The 12,998-nt window shown below is 65.1% G+C and carries 12 protein-coding genes; 3 read left to right on the top strand and 9 right to left on the bottom strand.

The annotated features are described in order from the left end of the window. The 3 genes from BM222_RS36150 to BM222_RS36140 all read right to left on the bottom strand — a co-directional run. Positions 1–250: IS630 transposase-related protein (locus tag BM222_RS36150; protein WP_143106160.1), on the bottom strand; the 250-nt coding region annotated here is incomplete at its 3' end. Positions 251–488: 238 nt separating this feature from the next. Continuing rightward, positions 489–1,385, bottom strand: coding sequence for a methylated-DNA--[protein]-cysteine S-methyltransferase (locus tag BM222_RS36145; protein ID WP_092239400.1), 897 nt, complete (start codon positions 1,383–1,385; stop codon positions 489–491). A 54-nt stretch (positions 1,386–1,439) separates the two neighbouring features. Beyond that, the gene (locus BM222_RS36140) at positions 1,440–1,973 is read right to left on the bottom strand and encodes a DUF2244 domain-containing protein (RefSeq protein ID WP_092239410.1); all 534 of its coding nucleotides are present in this window, start codon (positions 1,971–1,973) and stop codon (positions 1,440–1,442) included. A gap of 22 nt (positions 1,974–1,995) precedes the next feature. On the opposite strand from BM222_RS36140, the gene nth reads away from it, so the two are divergent. Next, positions 1,996–2,763 carry an endonuclease III gene (gene nth, locus BM222_RS36135; protein ID WP_177243671.1) on the top strand — a complete coding sequence of 256 codons (768 nt, stop codon included), beginning with the start codon at positions 1,996–1,998 and terminating at the stop codon, positions 2,761–2,763. Positions 2,764–2,799: 36 nt separating this feature from the next. Here the strand turns inward: nth and BM222_RS36130 are convergent, their stop codons facing one another. From BM222_RS36130 to BM222_RS36120, 3 genes are all read right to left on the bottom strand, one after another. Further along, positions 2,800–3,540: a sulfate transporter family protein gene (locus BM222_RS36130; protein ID WP_092239396.1), complete on the bottom strand. Its 741-nt coding sequence runs from the start codon at positions 3,538–3,540 to the stop codon at positions 2,800–2,802. A gap of 184 nt (positions 3,541–3,724) precedes the next feature. Further along, positions 3,725–4,171, bottom strand: coding sequence for a nickel-responsive transcriptional regulator NikR (gene nikR, locus BM222_RS36125; protein ID WP_092239394.1), 447 nt, complete (start codon positions 4,169–4,171; stop codon positions 3,725–3,727). Positions 4,172–4,374: 203 nt separating this feature from the next. After that, positions 4,375–6,828, bottom strand: coding sequence for a heavy metal translocating P-type ATPase (locus BM222_RS36120; RefSeq protein ID WP_092239392.1), 2,454 nt, complete (start codon positions 6,826–6,828; stop codon positions 4,375–4,377). 50 nt (positions 6,829–6,878) lie between these two features. Between BM222_RS36120 and BM222_RS36115 the strand changes: the two genes are divergently transcribed. After that, positions 6,879–7,154, top strand: coding sequence for a metal-sensitive transcriptional regulator (locus BM222_RS36115; RefSeq protein ID WP_092239390.1), 276 nt, complete (start codon positions 6,879–6,881; stop codon positions 7,152–7,154). Between the two features lie 150 nt (positions 7,155–7,304). On the opposite strand, the gene BM222_RS36110 is transcribed toward BM222_RS36115, so the two are convergent. After that, positions 7,305–8,267 (bottom strand): YiiX/YebB-like N1pC/P60 family cysteine hydrolase, encoded by a 963-nt coding sequence (locus BM222_RS36110; protein WP_092239388.1) that lies wholly within the window; start codon positions 8,265–8,267, stop codon positions 7,305–7,307. A 186-nt stretch (positions 8,268–8,453) separates the two neighbouring features. On the opposite strand from BM222_RS36110, the gene BM222_RS36105 reads away from it, so the two are divergent. After that, complete coding sequence (locus BM222_RS36105; protein WP_092239387.1) at positions 8,454–9,842, top strand: flavin monoamine oxidase family protein; 1,389 nt, start codon at positions 8,454–8,456, stop codon at positions 9,840–9,842. A gap of 157 nt (positions 9,843–9,999) precedes the next feature. On the opposite strand, the gene pheT is transcribed toward BM222_RS36105, so the two are convergent. Next, positions 10,000–12,408: a phenylalanine--tRNA ligase subunit beta gene (gene pheT / locus BM222_RS36100; RefSeq protein ID WP_092239385.1), complete on the bottom strand. Its 2,409-nt coding sequence runs from the start codon at positions 12,406–12,408 to the stop codon at positions 10,000–10,002. After that, positions 12,405–12,851, bottom strand: coding sequence for an endonuclease domain-containing protein (locus BM222_RS36095; protein WP_244547390.1), 447 nt, complete (start codon positions 12,849–12,851; stop codon positions 12,405–12,407). The genes pheT and BM222_RS36095 overlap by 4 nt, the downstream gene beginning before the upstream one ends. Positions 12,852–12,998: the final 147 nt, after the last annotated feature.

The following is a 12,998-nucleotide window of genomic DNA, read 5'->3' as shown; positions in this document are numbered from 1 at the left end:
CATGCAGCGTCAGGTGCGGCATCTGAGTGATCCGCTCGACAATGAAGGCGCGGTGCGGATCAAGCACGGGCTTACGGTGACCGCCCATCTTGCCAGGCGCAGCCGAGCCGGTCGCCCGCTGTCGCTGTGACCACTTCACCACTGACGAGACCGCAACACCAAACCGTTCCGCCACAGACCGGCAGCTCTCGCCCGCCAAAACCGACGCCACCACACGCTCGCGAAGATCTAGGGAAAGTGGTCGGGTCATGCGATGCTGGCCTCCAATCCAGCCAGCATCTTGAATCACAATCCGCCAAAAACCGGAATCCCTCCGATTCAATTAAGCAAGGAAATGCTCTAGGTTTCGCCGCAGGCGCAAAATAGTAGGATGGGTTAGCCCTGCAGATGCGCGAAGCGCATCTGCTCGGCGTAACCCACCACTTCTGCCGCTGCGGAAACAAAAGAGGCGGGTTACGCTGACGCTAACCCACCCTACGGCAGCGGAGCTACTGCAGTCCCAGCTGCCCGGCTTCCCAGCCCAGCATCGCCTGTTTCCGCGTGATGCCCCAGTGATAGCCGGTGAGCGTGCCGCTCTTGCCGAGCGCGCGATGGCAGGGCACGACGAACGAGACCGGGTTCTTGCCGACCGCAGCACCCACGGCGCGCGACGCCTTGGGACTGTTGATGTTGCAGGCGATGTCGGAATACGACACCGCGCGGCCCATTGGAATCTTCAACAGCGTCTCCCACACCCGCACCTCGAAATCGGTGCCGATCATCACCACGCGCAGCGGCTGGTCGGGGCGCCACAGCTTTGTGTCGAAGATGCGTGCCGCGAGCGGCGCAGTGCCCTCGTGGTCCTCGACATAGGTTGCGTTCGGCCAACGCCGCATCATGTCGGCGAGCGCGATTTTCTCCTCGCCGTGATCGGCGAAAGCGAGACCCGACAGCCCGCGATCAGTCGCGATCACGATCGCCGTGCCGAATGGTGAGGGATGGAAGCCATAGCGAAGCGTCAGCCCCGCACCGCCGTTCTTCCATTCGCCCGGCGACATCGCTTCGTGCGTGACGAAGAGATCGTGCAGCCGGCCGGGACCCGACAGCCCCGAGTCGAGTGCCGCATCGAGGATGCTTGCGGAGTCGCGCAGCAGGCCCTTGGCGTGGTCGAGCGTCAGCGCCTGCATGAAGGCCTTGGGCGTGATCGAGGCCCAGCGGCGGAACAGATGGTGCAGCTCATCCGGCGTGACGCCGGCCGCATCCGCCATCGCCTCGATGGTCGGCTGCGCGCGCCAGTTCTCCGAGATGAACGCGATCGCGCGGCGCACAGAATCATAATCGCGGAGCGCGGCGTTCTGGGTGCCCGGCTTGGCCAGGCGCTGGTCATGTATGGCGAGTGTCATCATGACCGGAAATGTAGGCGCGGGGAGGCGCCGAAACCACCCGATTTCTGACTGCGTTCAAGCCACCGGATTGTAGGTCGGGCCGCGCTTGGCGGCGTTCAGTGCTTCGATCAAGCCTTTGTAAAAGCTCGCCTTTTCATCAGGCCCGAGGAACCTCGCAATTTGGATCTGGCGGCCGCGCGAGATCAGATAGAGATGTTCGATGCCAAAGTCCTCGTCCACCTCCATGTCGAGGCGAACCCAGAGCGGATTGAAGGTCCATTCGGCGACCTGACCGCGATGGCTGACCCGGCGCACGCGCAATTCCGACGTCGTGACCGTGATCTCCTCGCGCGCCCGCGCGCTGCGGAAATTGGCCTTGAAAGCCCACCAGACCACGAGCAGGTCGAGGCCGAAAAAGCCGAACACCGGCCAAGCCCCCTTCATCAGGAAGACGATTCCGGTGACGAAGCTGACGACGCTCAGGAACAGCATCACGGCCAGGAAGCCGGTGCGGTTCAGGGAGCGGTGCGGCGTCAGCAGCGCAGAGAAGATCTGCACGTCGGCATGACCTTCAGAATCTGTGCGCTCAATTTCGTTGCCTGTGCTCATCGTCACTCAGTATATCCCGATCATGGCGAAAATCACCCGCAAGCCGGCGCCGCGCAAAACGGCGGTGCCGAAGAAGAAGGCAAAATCGGTTACCGCGAGGCCGAAGACCGCTGCCAGGAAGTCGCTCAAGGCTACCAGGCCCAATTCTACCAAACCTTGGACACCGGCGGAGATCCACGAGGTCTTCAGCCGTTTCCGCAAAGCCAATCCCGAGCCGAAAGGCGAGCTCGAGCACGTCAATCCGTTCACGCTGCTGGTCGCCGTCGTGTTGTCGGCACAGGCGACCGACGCCGGAGTCAACAAGGCGACACGCGAATTGTTCAAAATCGCCGACACCCCGCAGAAGATGCTCGACCTCGGCGAAGAACGTCTGCGCGACTACATCAAGACCATTGGTCTCTACCGCACCAAGGCGAAGAACGTCATCGCGCTGTCGGCCAAGATGATCAGCGATTTCGGCGGCGAGGTGCCGCGCACGCGCGCCGGGATCGAGTCGCTGCCGGGCGCGGGACGCAAGACCGCCAATGTCGTGCTCAACATGGCCTTCGGCGAGCACACCATGGCGGTCGACACGCATGTTTTTCGCGTCGGCAACCGCACCGCCCTCGCACCGGGCAAGACGCCGCTCGAGGTCGAGCTCGGTCTCGAAAAGGTGATCCCGGCCGAGTTCATGCTGCACGCCCATCATTGGCTGATCTTGCACGGCCGCTATACCTGCCTCGCGCGCAAGCCGCGGTGCGAGGTTTGCCTGATCAACGATCTCTGCCGGTGGCCGGAGAAGACGGTGTGATGGCCTCTCCCGCGAGCGGGAAGAGGGAGCGCACCGTCACCGCATCTGCCGCGCGGGCTCGATCAGCCCCGGCCGCGGTCCTGATAGCCGCTTGTGCATGTGGACCATGAAGGCCATGCCGAAGATCGGCGTTGCCAGGTTCACGACCGGGATCGAGACGAAGGCCGCAATGAAGAGGCCGGCGGTGAAGATGGTCGCGGCATTGTCGCGGCGCATCGCCTTGGCATCCTCCGGCGAGCGGAAGCGCATCGCGGCGAGCTCGAAATATTCGCGTCCCAACAGCCAGGCTGCGGCGAGGAAGAAGATCAGGAAGCCGGCGCCGGCCAGAAACACCAGCGGCAACGCGACGAGATAGACCACAATCGTCAACAGTGCGGTCTTGATGCCTTCGAGGATGGCCTGATTGAACGGCAGCGCCATGCCCGGCCGCTCGGCGGGATAATATTCGCGCTCGACGATGTCGGCGACGTCGTCGACGAAGAAGCTCGCGACCAGCGAGGTGATCGCCGGCATCAGGAATACGCTGCCGAACACGACGCCGAAGCCGGCCGCAATCGAGATGATCCAGGCCAGCACCTCCAGGGACGAATGCCATCCCGGCCCGAGCAGGCCCTCGAGCCACACCTCGCCGTAGGTCGCGAACCAGCTCAGCAGCCGCTGCAACCCGATCGCCAGCACCGTGATCAGCACAAGCGCCAGCCCGATCGATCGCCACAGGATCGAGCGCATCGGCGGCGACATCATTTGCGACAGCGCCTTGACGGCGGCATCCAGCATGGGAACCTCTCACGAAATCACCAGCGAGAGGTAGACACCCAGGGCTGCTTCGGCAAGGGAGGCTGACGTGCCCAAACCGCGGCGTTGCATCGTCTCCGCCAATTGATTTTGATAAACGTCTCTCGTTGGCCGGTCAGAGAAGCCTGCTTCGCCTCTCCCCGCAAGCGAAGGAGAGGGAGAGGGTCTACTCGTGCCGATGCCCATGCTTCCTCGTCTTGGCCGGCTTTCCGTCCCCCGTCGGGATCATCACGACACGCCCATAACGCACGCCACGCTCCGCGATGATGTGATCGGCGAAGTGCCGGACCTCAGCGGCGTCGCCGCGCAGTGCCGTCATCTCCATGCAATTGGAGTCGTCGAGATGGACGTGCAGCGTCGCGAGCGCGAGGTCGTGATGGCCGTGGAATTCCTGCACCAGACGCTTTGAGAGATCCCGCGCGGCGTGGTCGTAGACATAGACGAGGCCTGCAACGCAGGGTCCGCTCTGGGCGGTATCCTCGCTCGATTGCTGCAGCCCGGCGCGCGCGAGATCGCGGATGATCTCGCTGCGGTTCTGGTAGCCGCGCGCCTCGGCCGCGGCATCGATCTCCGCCAGCAAATCGTCCTCGATCGTGATCGTGATCCGCTGCATCAGGTCCTCTCCGCGCGCTTCTCACCTCACCCCGCTTGGGGCAGAGGTCGGAATTCAAGCATATCTTGAATTCCGGGGGAGGGGGGACTCTCCGCGAATCTCGGTCTGACCGTTTGCGCGCAGAAAGCCCCTCACCCCGACCCTCTCAGCGCGAGCAAAAGCTCGTCGCGACCCGTAAGGACGGAGGGAGGAGAGAGGGCGCCTCACAGCCGCGTCGCACGCAGCCTCAGCGCATTGCCGACCACGCTCACCGAGGACAGCGCCATCGCCGCTGCCGCGATGATCGGCGACAGCAGCACGCCGAAGGCCGGGTAGAGGATGCCGGCGGCAACAGGAATGCCGGCGGCGTTGTAGATGAAGGCGAAGAACAGGTTCTGCCTGATATTGCTCATCGTCGCTTGTGAGAGTTTTCGCGCACGCACGATCCCGGTGAGGTCGCCCTTCAGCAGGGTGACGCCGGCGCTTTCCATCGCAACGTCAGTGCCGGTGCCCATGGCAATGCCGACCTCGGCCGCAGCCAGCGCCGGCGCATCGTTGACGCCGTCGCCGGCCATCGCGACGCTGCGGCCGGCCCTTTGCAGCTTCGTCACCACGGCGCTCTTCTGGTCCGGCAGCACTTCGGCCTCGACATCGGCAATGCCGAGCCGCCGCGCCACGGCTTCCGCGGTGGTGCGGTTGTCGCCGGTGAGCATGATCACCTTGATGCCCTCGGCGGCGAGCGCCTTCAGCGCTTCCGGGGTCGAGGCCTTGACCGGATCCGCGATCGCAAACAGGCCCGCAGGTGCGCCATCGATCGCCATGTTGATCACGGTCGCGCCGTCGCCGCGCAGGCGTTCGGCTTCGGTGTCGAGCGCCTTGGTCTCGATGCCGATCGATGCCAGATATTTGGCGTTGCCGAGGACGATGCTCTTGCCATCGACCCTGCCCTCGGCGCCCTTGCCAGTGGGCGAATCGAAATGTTCGACCGGGCCCAATGTAAGCTGCTTCTCGCTCGCGGCGCGCACGATGGCGTCGGCGAGCGGATGTTCGCTGGCGCGCTCGACGCTGGCGGCAAGCCGAAGGATGCCGTCTTCGTCAAAGCCTGATGCCGGCACGATCGCGACGACCTCTGGCTTGCCTTCGGTCAGCGTCCCCGTTTTGTCGACCACCAGCGTGTCGATCTTCTCCATCCGCTCCAGCGCTTCGGCGTTCTTGATCAGCACGCCTGCCTGCGCGCCGCGGCCGACGCCCACCATGATCGACATCGGGGTCGCCAGACCCAATGCGCAGGGGCAGGCGATGATGAGGACGCTGACGGCGGCGACGAGGCCGAACGCGAGCCGCGGCTCCGGCCCGAGCCAGGCCCAGGCGGCAAAGGCGGCGATGGCGACGGCAATCACTGTCGGCACGAACCAGCCCGCAACCTGGTCGGCCAGCCGCTGAATCGGTGCGCGCGAGCGCTGCGCGTCCGCGACCATCTGCACGATCTGCGACAGCAGCGTCTCGCGCCCGACCTTGTCGGCGCGCATGATGAAGCTGCCGGATTGGTTCAGCGTGCCGGCGATGACCTTGGCGCCTGGCTCCTTGGTGACAGGCATGGATTCGCCGGTGACGAGTGATTCATCGAGCGACGAGCGTCCGTCGAGAATGACGCCGTCGACCGGCACCTTCTCGCCCGGACGAACGCGCAAGCTGTCGCCGGCGCGCAGCGCGTCGATCTCCACCTCGTGCTCGTTACCATCTGCATCGACGCGCCGCGCCGTTTTTGGCGCAAGCTGCAACAGCGCCTTGATCGCGCCCGACGTGGCGTCGCGAGCGCGGAGCTCCAGCACCTGGCCCAATAGCACCAGCACGGTGATGACGGCGGCCGCTTCGAAATAGACGGCGACCGCGCCCTCATGGCCGCGGAAGGTTGCTGGAAAAAGCTGCGGCGCGGTGGTGCCGATCAGGCTGTAGACATAGGCAACGCCGGTGCCCATCGCGATCAGCGTGAACATGTTGAGGTTGCGCGTGCGCAGCGATTGCCAGCCGCGCGCCAGGAACGGCCAGCCGGCCCAGAGCACCACGGGCGTCGCAAAGACGAGCTGGATCCAGTTCGACATAACAGGGTCCACCCAGTTGTGCGGACCTGCGAGATGGCCGCCCATCTCCAGCACAACGGGCGGCAGCGCCAACGCGCCGCCAATCCAGAACCGGCGCGCCATGTCCGCCAGCTCCGGATTCGGTCCGGCTTCGAGACTCACTACATCAGGCTCGAGCGCCATCCCGCAGATCGGACAGCTGCCCGGTCCAACCTGGCGGATCTCCGGATGCATCGGACACGTGTAGATGGTGCCTTCGGGCATCTCCGGCTCGGGTGCTTTCTCCTTGGCGAGATACTTTGCGGGGTCGGCCGCGAATTTGGTGCGGCACCCGGCCGAGCAGAAATGGAAGGTCTCGCCGTGATGTGTGAGGCGGTGCTTGGAGGTCGCGGGATCGACCGTCATGCCGCAGACGGGGTCGAGGACCTTTGTCGCGGTCGCGTTATGCTCATGAACGTGATGATGGACATGGTCGGCGCGATCGCCACCTCCGCCGCAGCAGGACGAGGCGGCCGGCTTGGGAACCACTGGATTCGCGGAACAACCGCATCCCGACTGCGTCTCCCCATTGTGGTGTGTGTGGTTCGCGCCGTTCATTCCTGCACTCCGGCCTTGTAACCTGTACCCGGTAGGGGTATATAGGCCGCATGCGCAAGGACATCAAGGCATCCGTCGGAAAACGCCTTGGCCGGATCGAGGGCCAGGTTCGCGGCCTCCAGAAGATGGTCGAGGAGGACCGCTACTGCATCGACATCGTCACGCAGATATCGGCTGTGCGCGCTGCGCTGCGGCGGGTCGAGGAAGAGGTTTTGAAGGACCACGTCGCCCATTGCGTCGAGCACGCGATTGCGAGCGGCGATAAGGCCGATCAACGGGAAAAGATCGCGGAGCTGATGGCGGTGATCGGGCGGGCGGAGCGATAGGGCCGCGCCGTAGCCGTCATTGCGAGGAGCTCTTGCGACGAAGCAATCCAGAGTGCCTCCGTAGCCGCAGTCCGGATTACTTCGCGGAGCCTGTCATCGGGCCGCGCTTGGCGCGGACCCGTTGGCTCGCAATGACGTGGGTAGTGTCTTTTACGCTGCCCTCTCCCGCACGCGTCCTCGCCGCCGGGGGCGATACATCGCGAGCCGCTTGAGCAGCGGAAAGTGTTCGCGCTCCGCAGACCGCGCGCTCACTTGCTCAGCCGGAACTTCAGCCGGCGCTTCTTGGTCAGCCGCTTCAGGAACGAGCGGCGGCGAACGGACCGTTTCTGGAAACACACCGAATGAGCCCGCTACCTCCTCGAGCGGCTTTTGCTTGTCGGCCCAGTGCAGGGCTGTGTAGTCGAAGCCGTGCACGATGGTGGGTTTGACCACTTCGAAATAGGGCGAGATGTCGAAGTCGCGGGGCATGTAGAGCGAGGAATCGCGGATGTGCAGGATCTCGCGGCGGGCGGCGCGGCTGCCGGCCTTGGTGATCTTCGGCAGGATCGGATAGCGCACCGCATCGAAGGCCTGTGCGATCAGCGCCGAGCAGATGATCTTGGTTGGATCGCCGGAGCCGATCGCGATCATGCGCCGCCGCCAGCGCTGCGGCACCGGCAGCGGGATCAGGAAGCGCATCAGATCGATGATGTTCTTGGTATCGTAGCCGAAGCCGATGCGGTTGATCGCATAGCGGCACACCGTGGTGCGGTCCTCGTAGGACAGTCCGACCGGACGGCAGAGGCGAGTGTGATAGGGGAAATATTTGGAAAGGGGCGCAGAGGTGACGCCCTCGCCGATATTGGCCTCGATCAGTACATGCGGCTCGCCGTCGCGCTCGACCGCGCCCTCGATAGGACCGACATAGAGCGCCGCATGCGACCAGGTCGACTGCGTCAGATATTTGATGATGCCGGAGATACGGTTGTTACCCTCGACCAGCATGACGTCGCCGGGCTGGATCACGCCGCGCAGATGCTCGGGGTCGCTCGGCGTGAACGGCTCATAGCCCGGCACCTCCTTCGAGAGGTACGCGGCTATTACCTTGCCGACTGAATCCAGGACCGTCCCCATGAGCTCCCCCGGGCCTTTCTGGCCGTCTTTTTTCCATCTGTATCATGGTCCAAACCTGTTGCAATTCGGTTCATGGCTCTGTGAGGTCAAGCACGATTGATTCACCATGACGGTTGCTGCGCAACATCAGATGCGGCAAGGTTCTGGGGCTGTTCCCATCCGCCGCAAGCCTCCGGAAACCATGACATGACAATCACGCGCCGCGGCTTCCTATCGGCGTCGGCGGCTCTTGCTGCGGCGCCGGTCCTGCGCGCAACGGCCGCGCCCTTGCCGCGCGAGGCTGACATTGTCGTGATCGGTGCGGGAGCGGCCGGCATCGCTGCAGCGCGGCGTATCATGGCGGCCAATCGCAGGGTCGTGGTGGTGGAGGCAACGTCGCAGATGGGCGGGCGCTGCATCACCGACACCATCACCTTCGACGTGCCGTTCGATCGCGGCGCACGCTGGATGCACAATCCTGATAGCAATCCGATGATCCGGCTGGCGCGCGGCGCGGGGCTCGACGTGTCGCCTGCGCCGTCGGGCCAGAAGATGCGCATCGGCCGCCGCAATGCGCGGGCCGGCGAGACCGAGGAGTTTCTCGCGGCGTTGGTGCGCGCCAACAGGGCCATCGACGAGGCTTCGCGCGGCAAGCTCGATACGTCCTGCGCGGCGGTGCTGCCGAAAGATCTCGGCGATTGGGCAGGGGCTGCCGAGTTCGTGCTCGGCGCAAGCTTTGCCGGCAAGGACCTGAAGGAGCTGTCGGCGATCGACAAGGGGCGTGCGCAGGACCGCAATGCCCCGATCGCCTGCCGCCAGGGGCTTGGCACCCTGATCGCCAGGCTCGGCGAGCAGGTGCCGACAGTGCTGTCGACGCCGGCAAGCCGGATTCTCTGGAGCAACCGCGATGTCAGCGTGGAGACGCAAGCCGGCAAGATCGCCGCGCGCGCCGCCATCATCACGGTCTCCACCAATGTGCTCATGTCAGGCGCGATCAAGTTCGCGCCTGACATTCCCAAGCGCACGCTGGATGCGGCCTCCAAGCTCGGTCTTGGCAGCTACGATCACATCGTGCTGCAGCTGCCGGGCAATCCGCTCGGGCTGTCGCGCGACGATATCCTGATCGAGCAGAGCAACTCGACGCGCACCGCGCTGATGTTCGCCAATATCGGCGGATCCTCGCTGTGCTCGATCGACGTCGGCGGCTCGTTCGGCCGCGATCTCTCGGAGCAGGGCGAGAAGGCGATGGCCGCCTTCGCCAAGGAGTGGATCACGAAGCTGTTCGGCAGCGAGGCGGCGGCCGCCGTGCGGAAGACCGCGGCGACGCGCTGGAACGCCTCCCCCTACGTCATGGGTGCGATGTCGGCGGCCTCACCCGGCGGCCAGCTCTCACGAAAGGTTTTGACCGAGCCGATCGGCAATCTGTTCCTCGCCGGCGAAGCCACGCATGAGACGCTGTGGGGCACCGTCGACGGCGCCTGGGACAGCGGCGAGCGCGCCGCGGACGCCGCGCTCCGCAAGATCGGTGCGCTCAAGGACGAGCCGGCGGACGTGCCGACGCAATCGACGAAGAAGCGTCGCGCGCCGCGGCGGTAGGACACAGGCAGCAAAGCCGTACAAATTCCACTGTCGTCCCGGGGCTCATGCTCCGCAGTAATAGTCTTGCGAAGTCGTAGTTTCCAGCTCGCCTTACAATGGCTCACGGGATGGGCGAGAATGACGCGGCCCGAAAACCGCGTGACGCTCTTCGGCGTCATGCTCTCAACGTGCCGCCGGTCTTCTTCGTGACCTCGGCCACGATCTTCGCGGCCACGGCCTCGATTTCCTGGTCGGTCAGCGTCTTCTCGCGCGGCTGGATCGTCACCGCGATGCCGATCGACTTCTTGCCGTCGTCGATGCCCTTGCCCTCGTAGACGTCGAACACAGTGACGCCGGTGATCAGCTTCTTGTCGACGCCTTGCGCGGCGCGCACGATGTCGCCGGCCTTCACAGCCCGGTCGACGATGAAGGCGAAGTCGCGCGACACAGGCTGGAACGCCGACAGCTCAACGAGCGGCTTGGCGCGCGTCGGCTTCTTTTTCGCCTCCGGAATGCGGTCGAGGATCACCTCGAACACGACAAGGGGGCCGTCGGCGCCGAGCGCCTCGAGCGCGCGCGGATGCATCTCGCCGAAATGGCCGAGCACGTTCTGTGGTCCGATCTGGATCGTGCCGGAACGGCCGGGATGCAGCCAGGCTGGACCGCCGGCGACGATTTGCAGTGCCTGCATCGGCGCGCCGGCTGCGGCCAGCACCGCGAGCGCATCGGCCTTGGCGTCGAACACATCGGCTTGCGCCGAGCCCGACCAGTGCCGCCCCAGCCCGTCGGACGAAGCGAGGCCCCGGCGTACACCGCTCGCCGCCACGAACTGGTCTTGCGGGCGATCACCCCTGAACACCTGTCCCACCTCGAACAGCATGGCGTCGCCATAGCCGCGATCGGCATTGGTCTGCGCGGCTGCGACCAGTCCCGGCAACAGGCTCGGGCGCATGTCGGAGAGGTCGGCGGCGATCGGGTTCGCGACTTCGAGCTCGCGCTGGCCGCCGCCGAACAATTGTGCCGCCGGCTTGGTGATGAACGACCACGTCACCGCCTCGATCATGCCGCGGCTCGCCAGCGCCCGCCGTGCGCGACGGGTGCGAAGCTGAAGCGGTGTCAGCACCGATTTGCGCGCGTCCTCGCCGCGCTCGAACGGCGCCATCGGCACCTTGTCGACGCCGTAGATGCGAACGACTTCCTCGACGATATCGGCCTTGCCGTGCACGTCGGTGCGCCATGACGGCACCGCAACCTTCACCACCGGGCCCGGACCCGCCATCATGAAGCCGAGCCGGGTCAGGATGAGCTTCATCTCGACCTGCGGCACCTCGATGCCGGAGAGGCGCTTCACCTCGGTGAGCGGGAAGTCGATGATGCGGTCGTCGCCAAAGGCGTTGCCGACCACGACGTTCTCCGACGGCGTGCCGCCGCACAGCTCCATCACCATCTTGGTGGCAAGCTCGAGTCCGGGCACCATGAACGCCGGATCGACGCCGCGCTCGAAGCGATAGCGCGCGTCCGAATTGATGCCGAGCTTGCGGCCGGTCTGGGCGACGTTGATCTCGTTCCAGAGCGCCGATTCGATCAGCACGTCGGTGGTGTTCTCGTCGCAGCCCGAGGCTTCGCCGCCCATGATGCCGGCGAGGGATTCGACGCCCTGCTCATCGGCGATCACGCAGATCGACGGATCGAGATTGTAGGCGCGGCCATCGAGCGCGAGCAGCGCCTCGCCCGCGCGGGCGCGGCGCACCACCAGATTGCCCGCGACCTTCTTGGCGTCGAACACGTGAAGCGGGCGCGCGCGGTCATAGGTCATGAAGTTGGTGATGTCGACCAGCGCGTTGATCGGACGCAGCCCGATCGCGGTCAGCCGCTTCTGCAGCCATTGCGGTGACGGGCCGTTCTTGACGCCGCGCACGAGGCGCAGCGCGAAGCCCGGACACAGCGCGGCATCCTCGACCGTGACCTTCACCGGGCAGGGGAATTCGCCCTTGACCGGCTTGATCGAGGGATCCTTGAACTTGCCCATGTCGGCGGCTGCGAGATCGCGGGCGATGCCGTGTACGCCGGTGCAATCCTGCCGGTTCGGCGTGAGGTTGATCTCGATCACGGGATCGCCGAGCGCGGCCCATTCGGCGTAACCCGCGCCGACAGGCGCGTCTGCCGGCAATTCCATGATGCCGTCATGGTCGTTGGAAATCTGCAGCTCGGCCGCCGAGCACAGCATGCCGCGGCTCTCGACGCCTCTGATGGTGCCGACGCCGAGCGTGATGTCCTTGCCGGGAATGTAGGTGCCGGGGGCCGAGAACACGCTGACGAGGCCGGCGCGGGCATTCGGCGCCCCGCACACGATCTGAACCGGCGCGCCGCCGTCCCCGGTGTCGACCATGCAGACGCGCAGGCGATCGGCATTCGGATGCTGCTCGGCCGAGATCACCTTTGCGATGGTGAAGGCTTTAAGCGCCTTCGCCTTGTCCTCGATGCTCTCGACCTCGAGCCCGATCATGGTGAGCTTGTCGGCCAGCTTTTCCAGCGGCTCGTCAGTGTCGAGATGATCCTTCAGCCAGGAGAGGGTGAATTTCATGGCTGCTTTTTCTCCAGGGAGACGGTCTGCTCCCTCTCCCGCTTGCGGGGGAGGGCTGGGGTGGGGGCTCTCTCCGCGACGGTGGTCGCAATTGTCTCGAGAACGCCCGCACGATTGGTCATGACATCGAGATTGCTGAAGCGAAGCACCTTGAAGCCCTTTGCTTCGATCGCGGCAGACCGACGCGCATCGGCGCGCTCGCCTTCATTCGAGAAGTGTTGGCCACCATCGAGTTCGATGACGAGCTTGGCGGCGTGACAGATGAAATCCGCGACGTAGCGCTCGATCGGGACCTGGCGACGAAAAGTGACGTCGTTCAGTCGACCGGCGCGCAACTCCGACCAAAGGATACGTTCTGCATCAGTCGAATTGCGCCTGAGCGCGCGCGCGCTAAATCGGAGCTTGGCCGGCACTTTCCAGTCCGGATGCTTGGGATCGACCATCGGCACCCCCATTGCGGAGAAACCCTCTCCCCAACCCTCCCCCGCAAGCGGGGGAGGGGGTTCGACCTGTCGGGTCGATGGAGAATAGGTCCCGACGAAGCAAGCGCCACGGGGACGCTCCATCCGCCGCCTCCCCCCCTTGCGGGG

The organism is Bradyrhizobium sp. Gha (assembly GCF_900113735.1).
Classification (GTDB): domain Bacteria; phylum Pseudomonadota; class Alphaproteobacteria; order Rhizobiales; family Xanthobacteraceae; genus Bradyrhizobium.
The sequence above is the reverse complement of the archived record's forward strand: the minus strand, read 5'-3'. Positions and strand labels throughout refer to the sequence as shown.